The sequence below is a fragment of the Zhongshania aquatica genome, assembly GCF_027257955.1.
Taxonomy (GTDB): Bacteria; Pseudomonadota; Gammaproteobacteria; order Pseudomonadales; family Spongiibacteraceae; genus Spongiibacter; species Spongiibacter aquatica.
Window position 1 is genome coordinate 129,010 of the sequence record NZ_JANZNQ010000002.1, and the last position, 23,267, is coordinate 152,276.

The 23,267-nt window shown below is 47.7% G+C and carries 19 protein-coding genes; 11 read left to right on the plus strand and 8 right to left on the minus strand.

Translation table 11 applies throughout. The features are described from left to right. Window positions 1-47: 47 nt before the first annotated feature. Window positions 48-2,768: a polysaccharide pyruvyl transferase family protein gene (locus O9X78_RS02570; RefSeq protein WP_269618044.1), complete on the minus strand. Its 2,721-nt coding sequence runs from the start codon at window positions 2,766-2,768 to the stop codon at window positions 48-50. A 190-nt stretch (window positions 2,769-2,958) separates the two neighbouring features. Continuing rightward, a complete protein-coding gene (locus O9X78_RS02575) occupies window positions 2,959-3,951 on the minus strand; it encodes an AraC family transcriptional regulator (protein ID WP_269618045.1) in 993 nt (330 codons plus the stop codon). 177 nt (window positions 3,952-4,128) lie between these two features. Here O9X78_RS02575 and O9X78_RS02580 point away from each other — a divergent pair, with 177 nt between their 5' ends. Continuing rightward, window positions 4,129-5,025 (plus strand): sterol desaturase family protein, encoded by an 897-nt coding sequence (locus tag O9X78_RS02580; RefSeq protein WP_269618046.1) that lies wholly within the window; start codon window positions 4,129-4,131, stop codon window positions 5,023-5,025. 20 nt (window positions 5,026-5,045) lie between these two features. On the opposite strand, the gene O9X78_RS02585 is transcribed toward O9X78_RS02580, so the two are convergent. Together O9X78_RS02585 and O9X78_RS02590 are read right to left on the minus strand one after the other, a co-directional pair. Then, entirely contained in the window at window positions 5,046-5,408 is a 363-nt protein-coding gene (locus tag O9X78_RS02585; RefSeq protein ID WP_269618047.1) for a VOC family protein, read from the minus strand. A 14-nt stretch (window positions 5,409-5,422) separates the two neighbouring features. Continuing rightward, window positions 5,423-5,722, minus strand: a complete 300-nt coding sequence (locus O9X78_RS02590; protein ID WP_269618048.1) for a hypothetical protein — start codon at window positions 5,720-5,722, stop codon at window positions 5,423-5,425. Between the two features lie 182 nt (window positions 5,723-5,904). Between O9X78_RS02590 and O9X78_RS02595 the strand changes: the two genes are divergently transcribed. Next, window positions 5,905-6,189, plus strand: coding sequence for a hypothetical protein (locus tag O9X78_RS02595; protein ID WP_269618049.1), 285 nt, complete (start codon window positions 5,905-5,907; stop codon window positions 6,187-6,189). Between the two features lie 104 nt (window positions 6,190-6,293). Continuing rightward, entirely contained in the window at window positions 6,294-6,722 is a 429-nt protein-coding gene (locus O9X78_RS02600; RefSeq protein ID WP_269618050.1) for an MAPEG family protein, read from the plus strand. Window positions 6,723-6,780: 58 nt separating this feature from the next. On the opposite strand, the gene O9X78_RS02605 is transcribed toward O9X78_RS02600, so the two are convergent. After that, window positions 6,781-6,969, minus strand: a complete 189-nt coding sequence (locus tag O9X78_RS02605) for a hypothetical protein (protein ID WP_269618051.1) — start codon at window positions 6,967-6,969, stop codon at window positions 6,781-6,783. 270 nt (window positions 6,970-7,239) lie between these two features. Here O9X78_RS02605 and imuA point away from each other — a divergent pair, with 270 nt between their 5' ends. The 7 genes from imuA (at window position 7,240) to O9X78_RS02640 (ending at window position 17,870) form a co-directional block, all read left to right on the plus strand. After that, entirely contained in the window at window positions 7,240-8,070 is an 831-nt protein-coding gene (gene imuA / locus O9X78_RS02610) for a translesion DNA synthesis-associated protein ImuA (protein WP_269618052.1), read from the plus strand. Window positions 8,071-8,096: 26 nt separating this feature from the next. Further along, window positions 8,097-9,572 carry a Y-family DNA polymerase gene (locus O9X78_RS02615; protein WP_269618053.1) on the plus strand — a complete coding sequence of 492 codons (1,476 nt, stop codon included), beginning with the start codon at window positions 8,097-8,099 and terminating at the stop codon, window positions 9,570-9,572. Window positions 9,573-9,576: 4 nt separating this feature from the next. Beyond that, window positions 9,577-12,693, plus strand: coding sequence for an error-prone DNA polymerase (locus O9X78_RS02620; protein ID WP_269618054.1), 3,117 nt, complete (start codon window positions 9,577-9,579; stop codon window positions 12,691-12,693). Between the two features lie 326 nt (window positions 12,694-13,019). Beyond that, entirely contained in the window at window positions 13,020-13,529 is a 510-nt protein-coding gene (locus tag O9X78_RS02625; RefSeq protein WP_269618055.1) for a MarR family winged helix-turn-helix transcriptional regulator, read from the plus strand. Next, entirely contained in the window at window positions 13,529-15,106 is a 1,578-nt protein-coding gene (locus O9X78_RS02630) for an efflux transporter outer membrane subunit (RefSeq protein WP_269618056.1), read from the plus strand. Before O9X78_RS02625 ends, O9X78_RS02630 begins: the two co-directional genes overlap by 1 nt. Then, a complete protein-coding gene (locus O9X78_RS02635; RefSeq protein WP_269618057.1) occupies window positions 15,099-16,295 on the plus strand; it encodes an HlyD family secretion protein in 1,197 nt (398 codons plus the stop codon). The genes O9X78_RS02630 and O9X78_RS02635 overlap by 8 nt, the downstream gene beginning before the upstream one ends. Before the next feature lie 12 nt (window positions 16,296-16,307). Then, window positions 16,308-17,870: a DHA2 family efflux MFS transporter permease subunit gene (locus O9X78_RS02640; RefSeq protein ID WP_269618058.1), complete on the plus strand. Its 1,563-nt coding sequence runs from the start codon at window positions 16,308-16,310 to the stop codon at window positions 17,868-17,870. 535 nt (window positions 17,871-18,405) lie between these two features. On the opposite strand, the gene O9X78_RS02645 is transcribed toward O9X78_RS02640, so the two are convergent. Together O9X78_RS02645 and O9X78_RS02650 are read right to left on the minus strand one after the other, a co-directional pair. Continuing rightward, window positions 18,406-19,809 (minus strand): cytochrome P450, encoded by a 1,404-nt coding sequence (locus O9X78_RS02645; protein ID WP_269618059.1) that lies wholly within the window; start codon window positions 19,807-19,809, stop codon window positions 18,406-18,408. A 69-nt stretch (window positions 19,810-19,878) separates the two neighbouring features. Continuing rightward, on the minus strand, window positions 19,879-20,199 hold the full coding sequence (locus tag O9X78_RS02650; protein ID WP_269618060.1) for a 2Fe-2S iron-sulfur cluster-binding protein: 321 nt from the start codon (window positions 20,197-20,199) through the stop codon (window positions 19,879-19,881). Window positions 20,200-20,416: 217 nt separating this feature from the next. Between O9X78_RS02650 and O9X78_RS02655 the strand changes: the two genes are divergently transcribed. After that, complete coding sequence (locus O9X78_RS02655; protein WP_269618061.1) at window positions 20,417-21,013, plus strand: TetR/AcrR family transcriptional regulator; 597 nt, start codon at window positions 20,417-20,419, stop codon at window positions 21,011-21,013. A 97-nt stretch (window positions 21,014-21,110) separates the two neighbouring features. Here O9X78_RS02655 and O9X78_RS02660 read toward each other — a convergent pair whose 3' ends face one another. Further along, window positions 21,111-23,126 (minus strand): ATP-binding protein, encoded by a 2,016-nt coding sequence (locus tag O9X78_RS02660; protein WP_269618062.1) that lies wholly within the window; start codon window positions 23,124-23,126, stop codon window positions 21,111-21,113. Between the last annotated feature and the right edge of the window lie 141 nt (window positions 23,127-23,267).

Sequence of the window (23,267 nt, forward strand, 5' to 3'; positions counted from 1 at the left end):
ATAGGGCTTTGTCACTACCCTAGCTCCAGAAAACGTTGCCCCTTGCCCTATGTGTCTAAAAAAGAAAAATTAGCCTTTGCCAAGTTAAGGAGCGCTTGGCGCCGTTCGGCAGAGACCAAAAATGCTAAGGGGTCACGAAGGCGCTGCTCTGCCATGACATTTAAATGTTCGTAAAAATATTGGTCGGCTTGCAAAAGTGCATCTGGCATATCAAGCAACTCTAACAAGCCTGCCACCTTCGGCGTATTACTCGCGGTAACAATAAACGGTGTTTCTAAACAGGCCGCTGCAATACTGTGATGAAAACGACCTGACACTAACAAGACGGCATTGGCGATACATTCTAGCCACTCCCGCTCAGTGTCAGCGACATACAATTCAAACTGCCCGGCTGCGGCTGTTTGCATCCATTGTACAAACGCAACATCATCAGCCGCCAAGAACGCACTGGCACCAATCAGTAATTTAACCTTATAGCCTTTGGCATGTTGCTCTCGTAAAAATTGAGTTAAGGGCGCCGCTATGGCTTGCCCCCACACCACGGATCCCGTTAACACGATATAGGGTTTATCAGTCACAACTGCGCTGCGCAATGCGGGCAGCGTGTTTATAAAAAGGGGTAAACAGTCAAAGCTCTGTACGCATTTAATGTCTAAAGATTGCAGTAGCCGCAAACTCACTGGTTCTCGTACAGCAATATAATCGAGCTGTTGATACACCCGTTTATAGAGCTGATTTAGGGGGCCATCACTGGTCATATCGGCGTCTTGCGGATAGCAGGAGTGATTAATTATTTGAACCGATTTTGCCAACCGGTTTTTTGCAATAAAGGCGAGATACAAAAGCCCAACCGGCACTATTCCGCCTCCGTGGAGAGTTCCCTCGCCATTGATAAGCACAATATCCGCGGCGGCTATACTCTCAATTAACGCTGTATTTTGAGCGCAAAAATCGGCGTACACCTCGTCGCTATCAAAACCCTCTGGGCTTTTAGGTAGGCCTAATAAATTCTGAGTCCATGCAATCGGGACGGCATTTACGTCATAGCCCTTTGCACGCAGGGCACGATGAATACTTAAACTCGTACCGCTGCAGCCCCAGTGATACCAATCTGAGGTGTCATTTAAAAATAGACTGGTTTTAGCCGTTACCGATGTTACGGCAGTAACTTCTTGAGCTTCTGCAGTGTTACTTATTACTAATTCACTGCGTTTTTTTATTTTCAGCTTGGTTAAGCGCTCAGCGACTGCAGCCATAACGTCAGCCCAGCTATCATTTACGCCACTGCTATTTCGAAATAACTGTGCAGAGGAGTACCAAAGGCTGCTTTCGCTATCGTCGGTCCATCGTCGTTCGGCCCCACGCGGAAGTAATATCCACACAGGTACGCCCAACGCGCCGGCTAAATGCACCGTGGTATTATCGACGGAGATCACAAGATCAAGGTTTGCCATCAATGCTGCTAAGTTTTCAATATCATTGAAAGCATCTAAGTCCGCAAAGCTGTGAACATTCTCGCCAAGCTGAGCCAGTTCATCTGCCTCGCAACGATACTGCAGATTGATATAGCTCACATCTGTATTAGCGAATAGTGTCTGCCAATATTTCAAGGCGATACTACGCTCTTTCATGGCACGCACTTCAGTACCACCCCGCCAACAGATACCGACTTTTAAGGTTTTACCCAGTGCTTGTAGCTTTGTCTGCCAAAAGGACTGCTTACTTGTGTCCGCGTGCAAATAGGCTCGGCCAGAAAAGTCCTCATCACCGCGACGAAAATGCATTGGCAAATCGCCAGCGGGTATAAAACTATCTAAGCCGACGGGGTTTGCATGACTCTTAGGCACGACTTCTGCCGAAGGGAAGGAGCGTGTAAACAACGACACCAAACGCGGATCACACTCCAATACGCAATGCTCTGCTAGGGCCATCACATCATCGAAGCAGGAGGCGAACATAATTTCGTCGCCCAAACCTTGCTCACAGGAAATAAGTAAGCGCCGTCCGGCAATATGTAAATGCTCGGTGTGTGGCAAGCCCCTTGAGCGCGGTGGATTGCTTTCAAGAAATGAGCTAGCACTGAATCGCCAGCGGTACTCCTGCCAACCCTCTTTCCAGCGACCAGACCGCAACAAGCTGCCGGAGCGTTTTAGGCGTAGCTCCGCATCGGCGGGTGCGATGCACAAGGCCTCGTCAAAGCATTGCAGAGATAGGGTGGTATGGCCCGACTTAAAATATAAAGTGCCAAGATTTTTTAATGCCAGCACGGACTTGGGTTGATACGCCAATGCCTGCTGATAGGCTTTCAATGCTGCGTCGTCGTTAACGGTATCTTGCAAAGCAACGCCGAGATTCTCATAGGCTTGGTAATAGTCGGGCTTTAATCGAATCGCGTGACGATATGCGTCTATGGCCCCGACATCATTACCCATGCCTTGCAATACCACACCATAGTTAAAATGATACTGCGCTACTTTTGGATTTAATTTAATTGCTTTTGCAATCAGGGTGCAGGCTTGCTCGGTATTCTGTAAAGCCTGGGCAACAAGACCAAGTAAGTGCAGTGAGTCTGCGTGTTGGGGAAACTCTGTCAAAACCTGTTCGTAGAGCGGTGCAGCGAGATGCCACTGCCCATTTTTATGATGGGCTAAGGCCTGTTGAAATTTAGATTTGGCTGCGGCTGACAGCAGGCTAGGTACGGCCTCACTGCGCTTAGACAATGACGTGTGAGAGCGAGATGCACCGCTTTTATCTTTCTTTTTTGCCACTCGATCTTCCCATATTACAATTCGGGATAAAACGCCCAACAGCGTCAATACCCGCTAAATAGTAAAGTGACTGTACCTTGTTCACTATTACGAATAACCCCTATTTTTGCAGTTTCTATCGATGCAATTCCTATCAACGCAGATCATATCAATGTCGCTCCATAGCACGCGCATTAACAAAACTAATCACTTAAGACGCTCGATACTGACATTGACGAGGTGTTAGGCCTGTTTCCCGCTTGAAAGCGCGGTGAAAAGAGCTTTGCTCCGAATACCCAAGTAGTAATGCAATTTCACTTTGGCTAAGTCTCGGATCAGCAAGATACTCACGCGCTAACTGCATACGCAATTGTGAAAGTAGCTTTTTAAAACTCAAGCCCTGCTCATTTAAACGCCTAAATAGGGTTCGCTCAGACATATTCATCATCCCAGCCACGTCGGCGGAACTTGCTCGGCCGCTTTGCAGTGCTCGTAGCAGAACATTGCGCAGCACCCGAGAAAAATCTTCGTTGTCTGGCAGTACCGCTAAGCACGCCTGCGCTTGCCGCTCTAGCACTTTACGTAAGCCAGCGTCGCTATTGCTTACCGGCAAACTTAGATATTCGAGCGGAAAATAAATAGCGGTAGCGGGTTGAGAAAAAGCCACCTCCGCATTAAATGCGCCAGCGTACTCGTCACTTACTGCGGGGGCTGCAAAGGTAAAATCAACCCGCAACGGCGCTAAATGTGGTTTGGCTGTCATCTGCCGAATAAACGACAGTAAACCCGCCAGCAGTACTTGGTCAGAAAGCTGTGTCGATGGCCCAAAATCACTGGTCCAACTTATCACCATCACATTCTTTTGTATGCTAATCGTCGCTTTATCGCCATCGTGGAGTAACCGCTGATAACGCTGAAATGCGGTGAGCGCATCGGCCAAAGTATCGCTGGCCAACGTCAAATAACCCAACACACCTAAATGCTTGGAGCGCACGCACTGCCCTAGCGCCAAGCCAATACAACGGTCTGGGAAGCGGGCCTGCATTTTGTCCAGTAACACCCACCACTGGGCAAAACTCATACGGCTACTGAGGCTATAAGACTGCAGACTGGTATATAGCTCGCAGTGAACATCGCCTTGCTGCTCTAAAAAATCCCTAAGCAGACTCGCCAAATCACCGCTAAGCTGTAATTGCGCAAGCATCTATTTGCTCCTAACGCTGGCTAGCAACAAGGCTAACCACTCTATTTTTCTAATTATGCTTGGCACATCATCGTGATCATGGCGGTAAATGTCAAAAACTTGTCTTAAATAGTCAATATCATTGTCTTCGTACTGTTTAGGATGGTTTTGTTACTAAATACTTAATGAGGTCTGCGCGTGCAAGACGTTCTCCATGCTCTATTTTTTGTCACCGCCTTTGGCGCGCTGTTCCTTGGGGTTATCGGCGCGGAATACCTGTATATTCGTCATAAAGGCAAAACTGGGGTCTACCATCCCCGAGAAACCCTGGCGAATTTGGCTGCGGGTTTTTCCTACAAAATAGTCGATGGCGTCGCCGTAGCCCTATTTATCCAGGCCTTTTACCTGTGGGTTTACCAATACGGCCTGCAATGGAACCCTGCTGCGTCGGTACTCAGTATATTGGCCTTAATTGTCTTCATTGATTTTTGCTTTTATATCAATCACTACATGATGCACAAAGTACGCTGGTTCTGGAGCGGGCACATCACGCATCATTCATCTGAGCACATGAACTTTTCAACGGCACTGCGGCAGAACTTTACCTTTGCCTTTTCTGGGAGCTGGGTGCTGTGGTGGATACCTGCGGCGCTCGTCGGTTTCGACAAAAACTGGGTACTATTCGCCATAGAAGGCAATCTGGTTTATCAATTCTTCCTACACACCGAACAAATACGCAAGTTAGGTCCCCTAGAAAAAATCATGAACACGCCCTCACATCACCGTGTTCATCACGGTAGCAATGCTGCGCAAATTGACCGTAATTTTGGCGGCATTTTTATCTTTTGGGATAAGTTATTTGGCACATTCAGAGATGAAGATCATGCCGGCGAGATTAAATATGGCGTCACCCATATGCCCGCAAAACCCTATGATCCGTTTTACTTGCAAGTTCATGGCTGGGTAGAAATGGCGCAAGACGTTTGGCGCTTCAAAGATTTACGTATTCTTTATAAACACCCTGAATGGGTAGATGAACAGTACGGTGATCGCAATCGCTCCCTCGCTGAATCACCGGCTGCAGAAAAAATTTAAAGTTGAAAAACCTGCAGAATCTATTTTTCTGCAGGTTCTGACCACACCGCAAATTCATTGCCGTTAGGGTCGGCGAAGTGAAAGCGACGACCGCCGGGAAAATCATATATTTCTTTTAGAATGGTGCCGCCAGACAGTACGACCGTATTTCGAGTTTCCTCAAGCGTTTCGCTATAAAAAACAACCAGAGCACTACCACTAACGGTGCGGGAAGAAAGATCTGCCCGGTAAAAGCCACCATCTACACCTTCATTAGAAAATGCCGTGTAATCTGGACCATAATCTGTAAATGACCAGCCAAAGGCTTTAGTAAAAAAGCTTTTCACTGACTCAATATCAGCAGCGGGTAATTCTATATAATTTATTTTTCCATGAATGTTCATGCAATAACCCCAGACTAATTCAGTAACTCAACAATCTCTAAGGTGGCTTGCACCAAGCGCAAACGACGATCTTCCACCATGACAATGATATGACCGCGATCATCCACTGGCACAACAACACGGCTGTGGGCATAAATATCAGGCTCTAAACGATGCCCGACCTGAAGTTTTTTCTGCCAACCTGGCGGTAATTGACGACCTTCATCAACCTGCTTTTGTAAGCCACGCGGTAGCTCGCCACTGGGCGGTTTAGCAAATACACCTACGGTACCAAATAGTAAAATGGCCGCTAACATCACTATTGTCATTTTCATTATCATCACCTAGTTTCAATTCACGAACACAGTTTGCTGTTCATTATGACCCTGACACCTGATGAAAGTGCAATTGATATCTCCTTTAAACCCCAGCCATCTCTGATTCGTCTAATCATTGCCCCATCCTCTAGGCACACGTACTATTTACGTCCAGCCATACACAGCAGATACGTCTCGGCATGCGCAAGAGTGATAAAAAACTAGAGAATGCTATTCGATTACAGCTCACCGAGGTGTGCGAATTTGCCTTAGAGAATACCCAAGGTTTTCTGTGGTTGACTCATACTGCGGACTTCAAGCGCTTCCCCAACAGCCTAGAGGTTCGCTGTGTTTTCGCCGAAGATTGCCTACAAACTGCCGTTGAAAATACCCCTCTCAATGAACTCATCAAGCAAAAACTAAAATGCGCCAGTATTGATATTCAAAACAGGCAAATTCGCTATACGGCTGAAGTGATTCACTGAGGCATCTAAATCAGCTTAGCTGACGTAAATAGCGAGTAGTAGAGAATGGTAAAAATTTAAACCTACACACATAATATAAACCCTAACAATAATGAGGTATCAACATGTTACAACACTCCCCCATTTTCGCGCCGGTGATCGTACTTATTTTATGGACCTTCATCATGTTATTTTGGATGGCAGTCGCTCGTTTATCAACAATGCCAAAGCTAAAAATTAGCTTAGAAGATGCTGAGCGCACTAGCGAGCTTGCAAAAAAACTGCCCGCAAAAACCCAGTGGAAAGCCGATAACTACAATCATTTATTAGAACAACCCACCATTTTCTATGCCACAGCATTTTTACTCGCCCTAGTTGGCGGCGGAGATGGAATAAACTTAAGTCTTGCGTGGTTCTATGTGGGTGGCCGTATTATTCACAGTATCGTACAGTCAACAATTAACAAGGTGATGGTGCGGTTTACGCTATTTTTATTAACGTCTATTGCTCTACTCATCATGGCAATAAACGCCGCAATGATTATTCTAAAATAAGTTTCAATCAACAAGTGACATCGTTTTCTAAATGAAGACGATGTCACTCGCAATACCGCTATATTGCTTCAGTAATCATCGCGTTCGTAATACGTACAACGCGATGAGGTTGAAACTGCGGTCCGTTCAATTTCTCTATTTTGCCGCCGTTATTTAAAAATTCGTCTATTTGCCGAGATATTTCTGCTCTAGCATGCTGCTGATGCAAGTTAGAGTAAGTGCCGTGCTGCTTAATATAACGATCCATATCACAACCCTTTTCGCTCATCTATATTCGGAGAAGCTGATGCGCGCTGCGCTTTTCAGCACGACGAATGCTATACCGAGCAGATGACAAAATTAGGATGGTTTTATGACAAGCCTGCAACAAGCACATAAACACCCTCCGCTGCGTTCCCACTAACGACGCTCCATACCAAAACAAGACACCGACCTTAGATCGGCATTGACATTTACGCCACTTAATATACTGTATATACATACAGCAATTATCCGCTGACCCATTTTGTACGGCAATATGAAAAATACCCCTCTCGATCAATTACTCGATGAGCGCAAGCTCTGGCGAGGCCAGCAACTCCGCCCTACGGCGGCGGCCAACGATCGCCTTAGCACCGGGTTTGAGGACTTGAATACAGCGCTACACACCGGAGGATGGCCGCGCAGCGGCTCAACCGAGCTACTAGGAAAACATGGAATTGGCGAGTTATGGCTGCTGATTCCGGCACTGCGGGAACACCTCGCAGACCGCCCTATCGCGTGGTTAAATCCGCCCTATCTACCCTATACCCCAGCATTATCAAATCAGGGTCTAGCGGTAGATCGGCAGTTATTGATAAGACCCAAAGCCACGGCTGATGAGTTATGGGCCGCCGAGGAATTACTGCGCAGTGGCGCTTATGCCTCCGTACTCACGTGGTTTAGCAGCCCCAATCTCAATGATCGACAGCTGCGTCGCCTGCATATTGCCGCACTGGAAGGCCAGTGCTGGCATGTGCATTTTCGTCCCGGCGACTTTGCCCAACAAATATCCCCAGCACCGCTGCGACTAAATTTATGTGCAGCAAACCAAGCCCTCCAGATTAATATTATTAAGCAACAAGGTGGTCATGCTGGGCAGCAAGTACAATTGCCACGCCCCGCCGCCCTGTATTTACAACAACGCGCCGCCACAACATGGCCGGTATATAACGCGGCGGCCGCCGTCGCTAGTCGGCAAACTCAACGTCAAGTATTACGAAAAGTTAGCCTGTTACCCAGCACCCACAGCTCCGCGATATTTTCTGGCGCAAACCTAACGGATAAGGCCGCCAAGCTGACGACTGGCAACAAAGAGTCATCGCACTGATGCTATGGTTATGCCTCAGGCTGCCCATGCTGCCCCTAGATGCCATCAATGAAGGCCACTCAAGCGGTATGCTGGCACTAACTAGCGGCAATATTATCGTGATGGCGAATAGCGCGGCGCAGCAGGCGGGGATCGCCACGGGAATGTCGGTAGCGACCGCCATGAGCTTGTGCGCTGAGCTTGAACTTCGTCCCCGCGACAGCCAGCGCGAACAACAGTATTTAGAAAATATCGCTCTCTGGGCCTATCGTTTCAGTGGCGATGTCAGCCTCTCGCCACCTAATGCGGTATTACTCGAACTGGGCGCATCACTGCGCTTATTTAAAAATTTGGCCCGTTTGTATCGTAAGTTTATAAGCGCCTTTCGCCGCCGTGGACTTACCGTACACCTCGGCATAGCTAGCACTCCTCTGGCAGCGGAGTTGCTAAGCTATAAAAATGTAAATCCAACCAGCCTAGCGAATGCCGCTGGCGAACTGCAACAAAACGCGTTACAGAATGCCCTACACGCCCTGTCTATTCGCCTGCTACCGCTACCCGAAAAAACGCTGGATACATTGCAGGAAATGGGGATGCACACCCTCGGTAATATCCAAGCTCTACCCCGTGCCGCCCTTGAACGCCGCTTCGGAAAAGACATTGCTACCGTCCTTGCTAAACTACAGGGTGAGCAAAGCGATATACGATCGAAGTTTATACCGCCAGAGACTTTTAATGCGCTGCGCCATTTTGATGGCGGCCTACACAGCAAGCAGCAATTACGCTTCCCCATCTCCGCGATACTCAGCGAGCTTGAGCACTACTTGCGCCTACGGCAGTGTTTGAATCGTGACTTGGAATGGGAGTTTCACTACCTCGACGGCAGCCGAGAAGCGTGGTCTTTAGCACTAAGCCATCGTCACTTTGATCGTCGCCGTCTCATAGAATTAGTCATGTTGCGATTAGACCGTATAAGTTTGCAGGGTGCAGTAGAAACCCTATGCCTACACTGCGCGCAATTTATCCATAATGAGCAGCACAATGAGCAATTATTCAACACTATCAACAACGGTAAACAACAGGAAAAGGTAGCGCAGGTATTAGATAAGCTGCGGCTCAGACTCGGCGCGCATCGCTGCCATCAATTTAGCCTGCAGGACGCCCACCTCCCAGAGCTAAACTGGGTACTCCATGACGCTCATAGCTATGCCAGCACGAGCACTAGCCATAGCAAACCAAGATCTTTAGTCGCAAAAGAAGAGCCTGCAACATCGCAACCCGACAATTTACTTCGACCAAATTGGCTTTGTCATCCACCGGAAGTCATTGCCGAGACCAGCGAGGGTTTATTCTGGCAGGGCAAACTACAATTACTACAAGGTCCCGAACGCTTTGATGGTCAGTGGTGGCAGCAGCGTCAAACCCGCGACTATTATATTGCCCGTCATCAACACGGCGCCCTGTGCTGGGTATTTAAAGACTGCCTGAACCGACGCTGGTATTTACACGGTTTTTTCGGTTAATCCCATGCTGTCTGAAAAGCCAATTACAGAGGCGTCTTATGCCGAGCTTCACTGCCTAAGTAACTTTAGTTTTTTACGCGGCGCATCCCATCCCCAGGAACTCGTCAGCAAGGCTGCCGAACTTGGCTACGATGCCATTGCCATTACCGACGAATGCTCACTCTCCGGGATTGTACGCGCCTACCGCGCCAGTAAAGAACATGGGATAAAACTAATTTGTGGTGCCGAATTTTTCCTAGACGAAGGAATTCATCTCGTCTTACTCGCACCTATACGGCAAGCCTACACCGAACTTTGCTCGCTCATCAGTCGTGCACGCTTGCACAGTAGCAAAGGAAACTACCAGTTAAACTTGAGTGATGTACATCGCTACAGTCAGCACTGTTTTGCTATTTGGATTCTGTCCGATGCCACAGAACAAGCCGCGATAGAGCGCTACGCTATTGAGCTAAAACAATACTTTGCTGATCGCTTGTGGCTAGGTATTAACTTACACGGTCAGCAGCAAGCTGAACCTTATTACCTAGCCCGCTATCAACTCGCCGCGCGGCACAAAATCACAATGGTTGCCTGCGGTAATATTCATATGCACTATAGGCAGCGTAAACCTCTGCAAGATGTGCTCAGCGCTATTCGCCTTAATACCCCCGTGCAAAACCTTGGCAGACAGTTACAAGCCAACAGCGAGCACTATCTTAAAACATTAGATTTGCTACAACGCGACTATCCCGAAGACTTGCTAAAGGAAGCTGCTAGCGTTGCCGCACGCTGCACATTTAGCTTGTCCGAGTTGTGCTATCAGTATCCCAACGAAGTAGTACCTAACAATAAAAACGCCTGTGAATTTCTCCGCGAAATCACCATGCACGGCGCCCAGCGACGCTGGCCTAAAGGGGTACCAGAACTGGTGAACAGTCTCATCGATAAAGAACTGTCCTTAATCGCCGAGCTGCGCTACGAGCACTATTTTTTAACTGTTTACGATATTGTCCAGTTTGCCCGCAACCAAGGTATTCTCTGTCAGGGACGAGGCTCAGCAGCGAACTCCGCCGTATGCTATTGCCTATTCATTACCGAGGTCGATCCGTCACGGGGGCAATTATTATTCGAGCGTTTTATTTCCAGAGAGCGCGACGAGCCGCCCGATATCGATGTCGATTTTGAACACGAGCGCCGCGAAGAAGTTATTCAATATATTTATAAAAAATACGGTCGTCAGCACGCCGCCCTCGCCGCCACTATTATTAGCTACCGGCGCAGGAGCGCGGTGAGAGATGTGGGCAAAGCACTAGGCTTAGACGATTATTTACTGCAAAAACTATCGCGCAATATGGCGTGGTGGGATGACAAAAGCACCTTTATACAACGCCTACAGGAAACCCAGTTCGACACCAGTAGCATTCCCATTCAGCAGTTTATGACGCTACTCAATGAGATTTTGGGATTCCCTCGTCATTTATCCCAGCACGTCGGTGGCTTTGTCATTACCCGCGACCCTATCGCTAGTTTGGTGCCGATAGAAAATGCCGCGATGCCCGAGCGCACTATTATCCAGTGGGACAAAGAAGACTTAGAATCACTGGGGATGATGAAAATCGATGTACTGGCCCTCGGCATGCTTAGCGCTCTGCGTAAAAGCCTTGGCTATATCAGCGCTGCAGGCGGCAGTGTTCAGCAGCTCAGTGACATTCCTGCCGAAGACGCATCCACCTATCAAATGCTGTGCAAAGCCGACAGTGTTGGCGTGTTTCAAATAGAATCCCGCGCCCAAATGACCATGCTACCCCGCCTGCAACCCCGCACGTTTTACGATTTAGTTATTCAAATTGCCATCGTCAGGCCCGGCCCGATTCAAGGCGGTATGGTGCATCCTTTTTTACAGCGGCGGCAGGGTTTGGACGTAGCCAAATATGAAAACGAGGCCATAGAACGGGTATTAAAACGCACCCTCGGCGTACCGGTATTTCAAGAGCAGGTTATACAGCTCGCGATGGTCGCCGCCGGTTTCAGTGGTGGTGAAGCCGATCAGTTACGACGCGCTATGGCAAGCTGGGGTAAGAATGGTGATTTAGAAAAATTCCGCGCCAAGTTGGTCGATGGTATGCGCGAACGGGGTTATAGCGAAGCCTTTGCCGAGCGACTATTCAGTCAAATGAAAGGTTTTGGCGCCTACGGTTTCCCTGAATCCCACTCCGCCAGCTTTGCCCTACTCGCCTACGCCTCTGCATGGCTTAAGCGCCATTATCCGGCCGCCTTCTATTGCGGCTTATTAAACAGCCAACCCATGGGCTTCTATTCACCCTCGCAACTCATCCAAGATGCCCGCCGTCACAATATAGAAGTACGTGCCATCTGCATTAATCACAGCCACTGGGACCATCACTTAGAAGGTGATCCACAAGCACCAGCCCTGCGCTTGGGTTTAAGGCTCATTAAGGGGCTGCCCAAAAGCAGCGCTACACAACTTTGCCAAGTGCGGCAGGATGCGCTATTCCACAGCATTGATGATTTTTGCACCCGGCTCAATATTGCTAAACAATATTGGCAGCAACTAGTGCAGGCCGATGCGTTTCATTGCTTTAATTTGCACCGTTACCAAAGCTTATGGGAAATCAGTGCATGGCAAGCACCAGCTCCTCTCGGTAATTTACAAGCCAAACAAGACGAGACCATTCAACTCTCTCCCCCCGTCGAAACCGAAGAGGTACTCAGTGATTATCGCCATACCGGTGTCACCCTGCGGCGCCACCCTCTCGCCCTGCTCCGCAGCCACAAACTGTTCGCCAACTGTGTTCGTGCGGACAAGCTAAGTGAAGTTCATAACGGACGATTTATTCGGATTGGCGGCTTAGTCAGCTGCCGGCAACGGCCAGGCACCGCCTCGGGCGTATTATTTGTGACTATAGAAGATGAAACCGGCAACAGTAATATTATTGTGTGGCCCGCCGTGCAAGAACGCTATCAAAAAGCTATCTTACAAGGTCGTATACTGATCATAAAAGGCTGCGTACAAAAAGCAGAAAGTGGTCACGCGGCACCGGTGATTCATGTCGTGGCCTTCAGTATTGAAAGCCACGACCACCTCATGAGCGTCGACACTAGCTCCCATGATTTTCATTAATTACTGGACTTCCTCCTGTGCTGACAGTGGACTTCCCCACCAACCCTACTTTTATATTAATAGCGGAAAACACTAATGCGACGGAATGTAGCTCAGCTTGGCAGACCTCTGCGTTCGGGACGCAGGGGTTTGACGTTCGCCCCCTCATTGCAATCACGCTAGCTAAGTAGGACGCCAACGTAGTCATATAATCAGCTCAGCACACCATCAGCCATCCAGCAATACCGCCAAGACTTGCATTTTCTTTATTGTCTTGGCATATTGCCTGCCTAGGCAACTATTGTTACTGCAGATACTGCCATAACACCTATTTACAGACTGTGATTATGATTCCTATGGATATTCTCGACCTTGCTGTTGAAAATCCAGACGGCCCTTACAATTTGGCCGACTACCAACAGAACGAAAGCATTGGGTATCTTTTGAAGCGCTGCTATGGATTCTTAACCGCCGCCATAGACAAGCAACTGGCGCCCTACGATTTAACCCATCCACAGTTCGCGTTTCTTATGACACTAAAGCAAAAGAACTGCTCAACAGCGGCGGAACTGGCACGAGAGACTAATCTGGACACCGGCGCCACAACCCGAATGCTTGATCGCCTTGAAGCGAAGGAAATCATCATCCGAAAGCGCAGCCTTGAGGATCGTCGTGTCATCAAAATTGTGCTGAGCGATTACGGAAAACTCGTCGTTGAGAAAATGCCCATCATTGCGATAAATGCACTAAATCAGCACTTACAAAACTTTGACGCCGATGAAATTTCGACATTGAAGCGCTTACTCAAAAAGCTCATCAACGACGCCGACGCCATAGCCAACCCAGAGGAAAAATAGTGACTAGCCAACGTAACTCACTCTGCCTCAGTATATTGACGCTAACACTCATCACTAGTATCGGTGGATGCGCAAATTACGCGGGTATCAGCAGCGGTAAATCGATGCTCGACGCGGCGAGCCTCAGCGCTGAGCAAAGCCTAAATAACGCGCAAACTCTAGCACCTACCGTTGACGCATGGCCAAGCCAGGCATGGTGGACTAGCTTTAAGGATCCGCAACTCGATGGCTTGATCGAAGAGGCACTGGAAAACAGCCCCACGCTGGCCATAGCGGCCGCAAAGCTTGACCGTGCTAACGCCTCACTTCACTACTTTCGAGCGGCTAGCCTGCCGAACGCCGCGCTTTCTGCGGATGCCACCCGCCAGCACTACACCGAAAACGGTATGTATCCAACGTCGCTAGCGGGAACGGCACAAAGCAGTGGCAATATCACCCTACAGGCAACATACGAATTAGACTTTTGGGGACGCAACCGCGCTGCCACTGCCGCAAGCCGTTCTCGTCTGGCGGCAGCGCAAGCTGAGTCAGCCAGCGCACGATTAATGATCGCGAGTGCCGTGTCTAAAACCTATTTCCAACTCGCGCAATTACAACATTTTTTAAGTATTGGCGAGGGCGCGCTTAAGCAGCGCCAACACATCTACGATCTTACTAAACAGCGATTTGATGCAGGTCTAGATACCCAGGTTGAGCTCAAGCAAGCAGAAACTCAAATACCGATAACGCGCACAAATATTGAGATGGTAAAAGAAAATATCGTCAATACACAAAATGCATTGGCCGCGTTGTTAGGCGCAGGACCTGATCGCGCGCTCCACATGAAAGCAACATTTCCTGCAAGCGATGCCAATGACCTCGCTCTTGCACCGAAAGATTTGCGAATTTCGCTAATTGGGCATCGCCCGGATGTAGTCGCCGCTCGCTGGCAAGTAGAAGCTACCCAGCAAGACACTAGCGCAAGCAAAGCGGCCTTTTATCCAAACATCAATTTGGTCGCGTTTGCCGGTGTATCCAGTATCGGACTGGATCGTTTACTACGTTCAAGTAGCCAAAATTACGGCGCCGGACCAGCACTATCACTGCCTATTTTTGAGGGTGGTCGCCTGCGCGCGAACTTAAAAACAAGTTACGCGGAGTACGACGCCGCCGTGGCAAATTACAACCTAACTCTGATTGACGCCCTTCGCGATGTGGCAGATCAACTGAATAGCTATCGTTTTTTACAGACGCAAATAGAACAACAGCAACTCGCCTTACTCGCTGCCAGCAGCGCTTATGATCTTGCTATACAGCGCTACCAGGCTGGGCTGGGTAACTACCTAAGCGTGCTAAATGCACAAAGCATGGTCATTCAACAGCAGTTATTTCAATCCCAACTGCGGGCGCGCGAACTTACAAACCGTGTTGAGTTGGCCCGCGCCTTGGGCGGGGGCTACCCAAATATTGAAACTAATGAATCTACCGTAGCCACTCATTTCGAGACCGACGTCAGCTCAGAAAGCGCGAGTCCAGAAGCGAATGGCGCAAACATAATTACCGCAAGGATTGACTCTGTAGGCAGCCCAAATGACTAATTCAACTACTCTCGACACGTCCGCGAACAATGGCAGTCGCCGTCGCCAAATGCTTACCGCAGGATTTATTTTCATCGTCCTTGGCGCTATGGCATTCGCGCATTGGTTCTTAATAGGCCGACACCATGAAGATACCGACGACGCCTATGTAGCTGGTAATATTATTCAGGTTATGCCGCAAACCAATGGCACAGTTGTCGCCATATACGCCGACGACACGAAGCGCGTAAAGGCCGGGCAAATGCTCATTAAACTTGACGACACTGACGCACAGATAGCGCTGGATCAAGCCCAAGCTGAGTTGGCGCAAACAGTGCGTAAAGTACGCGCATTGTTTACCGGTAACGATGCGCTTAACGCCCAAATCGATTTGCGAGAGACCGCACTTAACAGCGCCAAAGCAGATCTAAAGCGCCGCAGTGGCCTAGGTCAAACAGGCGCGATCTCTTACGAAGAACTGCACCATAGTGAAGTCGCCGTGAAATCTGCGAAGTCAGACCTACTTGCCGCTCGCGAAGCGCTTTCTGGCAATCAAGCGCTAACCGAAAACACCTCCATCGAATCCCATCCAGAAGTTGTAGCTGCCGCAGCTAAGGTTCGCTCCGCCTACTTAAACCTCCAGCGTATGCGTATCCTGTCTCCTATTGATGGCTATGTCTCTAAGCGCGGCGTCCAGCTAGGTCAGCGCGTTGCACCCGGGAAACCCCTTATGGCGGTAATTCCATTAGATCAAGTGTGGGTTGACGCCAATTTTAAAGAAAGCCAACTCCATCATATTCGCATCGGCCAATCTGTCACATTAACGGCAGACATGTATGGCAGCGACGTTGAGTATCAAGGTTACGTCGTTGGCCTAGAAGCAGGTACTGGCAGCGCGTTCAGCTTACTGCCGCCACAAAATGCGACCGGCAACTGGATTAAGGTTGTTCAACGCCTACCTGTGCGTATTGCCCTAGACCCTAAGCAGCTGGAGGCAAATCCACTACGCATTGGTCTATCGATGATTGCAAATATTGACATCAGCGATGACACCGGCGCGCAACTAACTCAAGCGTCAGACAACCTAACAGCAACATATGCAACGAGTGTTTACGATGTCGCCGGTCACGCCGCAGAAGCCTTAGTAGACAAAATCATTAGCGACAATCTCGGTGCTCCTTCTAATTTAGCCACGCTGACCGCGTACTAAGGAATTGTTGATATGGCGAATGCTGTAAATGCCGGTGCCACATTGCCACCATTACAAGGTGCAGTATTAGCGATTGGCGCTGTCTCGGTATCACTTGCCACGTTCATGAACGTACTCGACTCATCTATTGCCAATGTGGCCATCCCCACTATTGCGGGTGATCTTGGTGTATCAGCAAACCAGGGCACATGGGTGATCACCTCGTTTGCGGTATCCAACGCCATTGCCATACCGCTTACTGGCTGGCTCTCGCAACGCTTTGGTCAAGTTCGGCTATTTATTACATCTACGCTGCTATTTGTACTCGCCTCCTTTCTTTGCGGAACTGCGCTAAGTATTGAAATGCTAATCGTCTTTCGGATACTGCAAGGCGCTGTGGCCGGCCCTATGATACCGATGTCCCAGTCACTCTTATTGGCGAGTTTTCCTCAAGCTAAGGCAGGAACAGCAATGGCGCTATGGAGCGTGACAACCCTCGTTGCGCCGGTCATTGGCCCTATACTTGGGGGCTGGATTTCAGACAACTATTCGTGGCCCTGGATTTTTTATATCAACGTACCACTGGGGTTATTGGCGACTTATTCGACATGGACGATATATAAAAAACGCGAAACCGCGACTAAAAAGTTGCCCGTAGACACTGTTGGCCTGTCACTTTTAGTCCTGTGGATTGCCTCGCTGCAAATCATGCTAGATAAAGGTCGCGAACTGGATTGGTTTAACTCGGGACAAATTATTACCTTGTCTATCATTGCAGTCATTGGTTTTGTTTTTTTCCTAATTTGGGAAAGACACGAAAAACACCCCATTGTAGATTTATCATTATTCCGTAATCGCAATTTCACCGGCGGGGTAATTGCACTTTCACTCGGCTATGGCGCGTTTTTCGGTAACATAGTGATATTGCCACTATGGCTGCAAACTCAAATTGCCTACACTGCCACGCAAGCTGGCTTAGCCATGGCGCCAGTGGGTTTATTCGCCATAATGTTATCCCCTATTGTCGGGCGTAATATTCATCGCATGGACGCGCGCCTACTCGCTACTTGTGGCTTTCTTATATTTTCCCTAGTTTTATATATGCGTTCGCTATTCACCTCCGGCGTAGATAACTGGAACGTCGTGCTACCCGCCTATATTCAGGGTTTCGCAATGGCGGTCTTCTTCACACCACTTACCCTACTCATTATGTCCGGCTTGAAGCCAGAGCAAATACCGGCTGCCAGTGGTCTAAGTAACTTTGTGCGCGTTCTTTGCGGGGGCTTCGGTTCATCGATAGCTACCACCGCATGGGACAGTCGCTCGGCTCTTCATCACAGCCAATTAATGGAGCACGCCAACGCCTACAATCCCATCTACACCGATAACATGCGCAACTTGCAGCAACTAGGCTTAAGTAGTGATCAAGCCAATGCCATGTTCGAGCGAACACTGTCTGTGCAGGCCAGCACACTAGGAGCGAATGATATTTTCTTTTTTTCATCGATGATGTTTCTTGTACTTATTTTCGCCATCTGGGGCACCAAACCCATACACGGTAAACATGCACCGGTAGACAGCGGCGGCGCTCACTGAAAACAGAAAATGATAGAGTGGCTCGCAGCTTTCAAATCAACTAAATATGAAATTTTAGAGTTTTAGAAACGTCAGCACTACTAGGTAAGTTTGCTTTTAGATCATAATCCACATCCACACGCGAAACGCGCAGATACAGACTAAAGACGGAACAAATCGAAATTATTCTGTACTTTGCAATTCTTGCTTCGTAATTGCCTTAAGCAAACCAACGAGGGGAAACTGGGTCAGCACTCTTATCTGTTAATACCGCAATACCAACGGCAATATTTTGAACAATAAAATGCGATGCAAACACATTAGTATTTATTTTAAAATTCTAACTCCGAAATTATTAACTGAAACATGATGGACGCAGCGCATAAAACTACGACGGTACGCCCATCAAAAAAGTCATACTAATCACACAGAAAAGCGGAAAATAGAAATCCGAGCACGAACCTAAGAAAAATGTAAACTGACACAGAATTAAGCCATTTACACTCAAAAATCGTCGTTTAGCACCAGGCCTAAGACGACGTAAACTAAACTTTATCTACGACTTAGCCGTAAGCCTTACCATCATTTTTGAGTAACCTTTCACAAAATTCGATTGCACATAGTCTGGTTCACCTATCACTTCAATATTGTCAAAGCGCTTTAATATCTCTTCCCACAATATACGCAGCTGCATTTCAGCCAAGCGGTTACCCATGCAACGGTGCACACCAAAACCAAAGGAGAGATGATTCCGCGCATTTTTGCGATCAATTAGGAATTGATCCGGCTGATCTATAGCTCGTTCATCTCTGTTACCAGAGACATACCACATAACAACCTTGTCGCCTTTTCGAATAGTTTGGCCATTTAATTCAACATCCTCTTTAGCAACGCGGCGCATATAGGCTAACGGCGTTTGCCAACGAATTATCTCAGACACCATATTAGGAATCAGACTCGGATTGTTTTTGAGCTTAATAAATTCATCAGGGAACTGATTCAAGGCAAGTACACCACCCGTCATTGAGTTTCGCGTGGTGTCGTTACCGCCGACAATCAATAGAGACAAATTACCAATAAACTCCATCGGTCTATTAACCATGCTCTTAGTCTCTTCATTCGCGAGCAACATACTAATCAGATCAAAGCCCATCTCTTCCCCGGCTGCCTTTTTGGCTTCTTTTGCCCGCCATAGCTCAGAGAAGGCCTTTGCTATTTCTGCCGCAGCCGTAAAGTTCTCATCAACAGATCCCGCTCCCCCAGTTAACTGCGCGGCACCACCAATAATATCCGACCACTTTGCCAAATCACGGCGCCGCTCATAAGGAAAATCAAATAGGGTAGCGAGCATTCTAGCCGTGAGCTCAATGGACACCCTCTCGACCCAGTCAAAGGGCTCGTTGATAGGGAGGTTGTCTAAGACATCTTCTGCGCGACTGCGGATTAGAGCCTCCATCTCCTTAAGGTTTTGCGGGGAAACCACGCCTTGCACCGCCTGGCGCTGAACATCGTGCTTTGGCGGGTCCATAGCAATAAAGGTATCTGCATGCAGGCCGTCGGGCCGATCGCCAATCATAATAATTGGCTCAGCAGAAAACAGCTCATGATGTTTATCCACAAATAGGATGTCTTCGTAGCGAGTTATCGACCAGAATGCACCGAAAGGACTGTTTTTTTGATAGTGCACTGGGCGCTCGTCACGCAAGCGTTTAAAATACGGCTCCCAACAATTTTGCTTGAACAGAAAGGGATTGCTAACGTCTATATCTTTAAGCTCTAAGCTCATCACATCTGGAATGTCATATTCAACAAAAGCAGGAAACCCCTCGCGCTTAAACACCGTATTCTTAGCTTTTTGAAATAAATGCGCCCCTTTAATTTGCATATGTATAGGAACCGCAGCAGAACTTTTTTCAATAATAGATCGGCCTTTTTCTTTTAACTCAGATTTAATACTCATATGATTTCAGCCGTATAATAATTTTTATTAGTTACTTCAGAACACGTTTTTAACCAGACAATACAAAACCTACATTTGAAACTCAGGTAAGCGTACGACCACGCCATCCAATGATTGCGAGGCTTTGATTTGGCAAGACAAGCGTGACGTGTCAGTTTTTTCCGGGGTCATATCCAGCATCATCAACTCTTCATCACTCGCGATTCCAGTGGCACTTACCCACGCGGAGTCAACGATAACATGGCAAGTTCCACAGGCGCATGAACCGCCGCAATCAGCATCTATTCCCGGTACGAGGTTATCCATAGCAATTTGCATTAGGGTTTTCCCCTCGGCAATATCAACAATATGTTCGGTGCCGTCGTGCTCTATAAAAGTAATATTGCCCATAAAACCCTCGACTATAAAGGTGAATAAAAACCGCTACCTCAAGACATGCTGCGAGATTAAGAGGCGGTTAGCCGTTATTTTTCAGATTAATCTACTCATGAGTAGATTAAATGTCAAGAAGCTCGCGCGCTGAAAAGTAGATATGTGAGAAGATACAGAATGAGAACACCTACCACGCTTAAAGCCACGCTAATTATCAGGAGTTGAAGAACACGTAATGGCAAGACCCAAACGTCAAATTGATGCCCCGGAAACTCGCGAAAAGATACTGCAAGCTGCCCGTATTGAATTTGCGGCACAAGGCATTGCGGCACCACTCGAGGCGATAGCAACTCGAAGTGGAATCAAACGCCCCTCTCTGCTCCATCATTTTCCGTCCAAGCAAGCTCTCATCGCGGCGGTCACTGACGATATTCTGCGTATAACCAGAGAACGCCTGCTCTGCGTCATTTCCGACACAGATGGCGACTACACCACGGTGATGCAGAAGATATTCGGCGTGCTAAGAGATGTAGAGCGCGAAGAGAATGGCGTCGGCGGTGTACTCGTTCACGCCATGCTAGCAGAAGAAAATAACGGCCCCGTAACAACAAAACTGGCAGAGTTCATTGATATCATTTACGACTCATCTGCGTTGATCGGAAGCCAAAAAACGCAGGAACCTGAGGAGCTTAGAGCTGCGATAGCCCACTTAGTAATGGGGGAATTGACACGCATGGCGTTAGGAAATCGCGCTATCTCACTCTGGGGCAACGGAGACGGTTTAACTTCGCTGTTCAGCGCCTATTTTTTAACAGACAACGACGGAAAATAGGGGACTTGAGTGAACTCGATTAGGTCTACTAGTAAGCGCGGTTAGACAGTCTAAGCCACCGTGCTATGTAGCTATCCCGCTGAGCACGTGGCCCGATTCAATACCCCGGCTCTAATTCAACGTGTTGCTGCAATGGTAATTCAACCCAGAACAGAGCCCCGTGACCAGGCTCAGACTCAAAACCTATTGAGCCTCCCATATGTTCGACAAGTTGACTTGTGATCGCCAAACCTAAGCCTGAACCGCCTTGTTGACGAGAATCTGAACCATCTGCCTGAGAAAACCGCTGGAAAATATTCGCCCTAAAAGACCATGGAATACCACTGCCGTGGTCGGACACTTCTATACGCACGCCATCGTTTCGTTTTTTGACAAATATATCTACCACTTCATCCACAGGTGAAAATTTTACGGCGTTTGATATTAGATTTGCCAAGATTTGCTGAAATCGTATGGTGTCTACCCGAACAAGAAGATTACTCTCTACCGCGGGATGTAATATCAAATCAATCCGCCGACTAATGCCATAAGGACGCATATTCTCGATTGCCTGAGCAACAATTGGCATGAGCTGTTGGTATTCAAACTCAAAATTGAGCTTACCGGCGCTAATTTTTTCCAAATCCAACAGATCGTCTATCAATAGTTTTAAGCGCTGACTATTTGTATATGCAACAGTAATTATTTGCGAAATGGAATCTGAGACAGGCCCCAACACACCACTTTGAATTATATCTAGACTCCCTATTATCGAGGTGAGCGGTGTGCGCAATTCATGGCTTACCGTTGAAATAAACTCTGCCTTCAAATTAGCTAGACGCTTACGTTCAGTAATATTTTCAGCAATGCCTAAATAGCCGGTTATCTCACCCTTAGCAGAACGAATCGTCATTATCACCAATGAGACTAACAACTGATGACCATCTTTGTGAATATATGTCCACTCTCTCGTCTCATGACCATCAATTTCCGATTTGGCGACGAAAACCCGAAAGCCGGAAATTACTCGCCCAAATTCTTCACTAAGCTCTTTACTACGTCTTTCTATTTCATCAGATGAGTGCAGAATAACGGGTTTTCGCAATCCCACCACCTCCTCTGATTTGTACCCCAACATCTGCTCTGCGCCTTTATTAAATATAGTTATCACCCCATGGATATCGGTAGCAATAATTGAGAACTCTGAGGCAGACTCCAGTACCGACTGCAATAAGTCATTAGTACTTCCCAGCTCATTGTAGGCTAACTGCAAATCAACTAAGGCTTTTTCCGCACGATCCTTCTCGGCCTGCACCTGCCCCATCAAATCATCTTGGCTAAACACAAGTGCGAAAGACTGAGTCGTCAAAAATGCTCTAATAACGCCATAGCTCAGTAGTATAAAACCCGTAGCAAAAATAATATGAGCGAACCACCAGAGATGATTCCACGGCGAGCTTAATAGAAACGCTATAGAAGATTGAGCAAAAAATAATAGTGATACCGAAAAAATTGTCATTAAGGGCGAGTCTAACTTCCGTCGCCACACTATCACTATGCACACCACGGCAATAAGTAGCGCAATAATCTCAAATATCTTCTGCGCATCCGGCGCCCAAGGCGTTGACGCCAATACAAAAACGGCAACATTAATCAACAGAAGTATCGAAACCCAAACAAACCAACGCCCACGTCGCTGCCCACTTTCCTCATCCAGAGAAGGTTTACCATAAGTAAGTAAACCCGCAAAAAAGCAAGACATCATAGCCAAGCGACTAACAGGACCATAAAGTACAAACTGCCAAATATTTATTGACGAAATTCTGGTAAAGATGCCGTGACATGCGTAAATAAGAGTGAATGCAAAGAAGCCAAGCGCCAACCAACGGGAAAATTGCTCGCCGGAATATTGAAAACAAAGCCAAGCTATTATAGCGATGAAGCTACTTTGAACGATCGCTATGACAATCGCAATTTCATGATCGCTATGACTGTGAAAAAATAAATGCGAGTCTTGATAAATATACAGATAGGCGGTGGCAAATATTGGGATCAAACTTAGCGCGATAACAATTAAAATAGCGTAAGCAGCACTCAAACGACGAGCAAGGTCAGACGCTTTCTGAGTATGCATAAACTACCTTTTAAATAGGATATAAGGCTTAACAATAAGATCAAGCCAAAGATATATCTAAAACCGTTACTAGGTATAACCAAAATAACAACTGATAAACCTGAAAACCAACAGTACTCAATGAGGAAGTTTGTCTAAGAA

What these genes read in the sequence shown, in the direction of transcription:
- O9X78_RS02575 (WP_269618045.1), bottom strand. Translation starts at nt 3,951, where the DNA reads ATGCTTGCGCAATTACAGCTTAGCGGTGATTTGGCGAGTCTGCTTAGG.
- O9X78_RS02585 (WP_269618047.1), bottom strand. Translation starts at nt 5,408, where the DNA reads ATGAACATTCATGGAAAAATAAATTATATAGAATTACCCGCTGCTGAT.
- O9X78_RS02590 (WP_269618048.1), bottom strand. Translation starts at nt 5,722, where the DNA reads ATGAAAATGACAATAGTGATGTTAGCGGCCATTTTACTATTTGGTACC.
- O9X78_RS02595 (WP_269618049.1), top strand. Translation starts at nt 5,905, where the DNA reads ATGCGCAAGAGTGATAAAAAACTAGAGAATGCTATTCGATTACAGCTC.
- O9X78_RS02600 (WP_269618050.1), top strand. Translation starts at nt 6,294, where the DNA reads ATGTTACAACACTCCCCCATTTTCGCGCCGGTGATCGTACTTATTTTA.
- O9X78_RS02605 (WP_269618051.1), bottom strand. Translation starts at nt 6,969, where the DNA reads ATGGATCGTTATATTAAGCAGCACGGCACTTACTCTAACTTGCATCAG.
- imuA (WP_269618052.1), top strand. Translation starts at nt 7,240, where the DNA reads ATGAAAAATACCCCTCTCGATCAATTACTCGATGAGCGCAAGCTCTGG.
- O9X78_RS02615 (WP_269618053.1), top strand. Translation starts at nt 8,097, where the DNA reads ATGCTGCCCCTAGATGCCATCAATGAAGGCCACTCAAGCGGTATGCTG.
- O9X78_RS02620 (WP_269618054.1), top strand. Translation starts at nt 9,577, where the DNA reads ATGCTGTCTGAAAAGCCAATTACAGAGGCGTCTTATGCCGAGCTTCAC.
- O9X78_RS02625 (WP_269618055.1), top strand. Translation starts at nt 13,020, where the DNA reads ATGATTCCTATGGATATTCTCGACCTTGCTGTTGAAAATCCAGACGGC.
- O9X78_RS02635 (WP_269618057.1), top strand. Translation starts at nt 15,099, where the DNA reads ATGACTAATTCAACTACTCTCGACACGTCCGCGAACAATGGCAGTCGC.
- O9X78_RS02640 (WP_269618058.1), top strand. Translation starts at nt 16,308, where the DNA reads ATGGCGAATGCTGTAAATGCCGGTGCCACATTGCCACCATTACAAGGT.
- O9X78_RS02645 (WP_269618059.1), bottom strand. Translation starts at nt 19,809, where the DNA reads ATGAGTATTAAATCTGAGTTAAAAGAAAAAGGCCGATCTATTATTGAA.
- O9X78_RS02650 (WP_269618060.1), bottom strand. Translation starts at nt 20,199, where the DNA reads ATGGGCAATATTACTTTTATAGAGCACGACGGCACCGAACATATTGTT.
- O9X78_RS02655 (WP_269618061.1), top strand. Translation starts at nt 20,417, where the DNA reads ATGGCAAGACCCAAACGTCAAATTGATGCCCCGGAAACTCGCGAAAAG.
- O9X78_RS02660 (WP_269618062.1), bottom strand. Translation starts at nt 23,126, where the DNA reads ATGCATACTCAGAAAGCGTCTGACCTTGCTCGTCGTTTGAGTGCTGCT.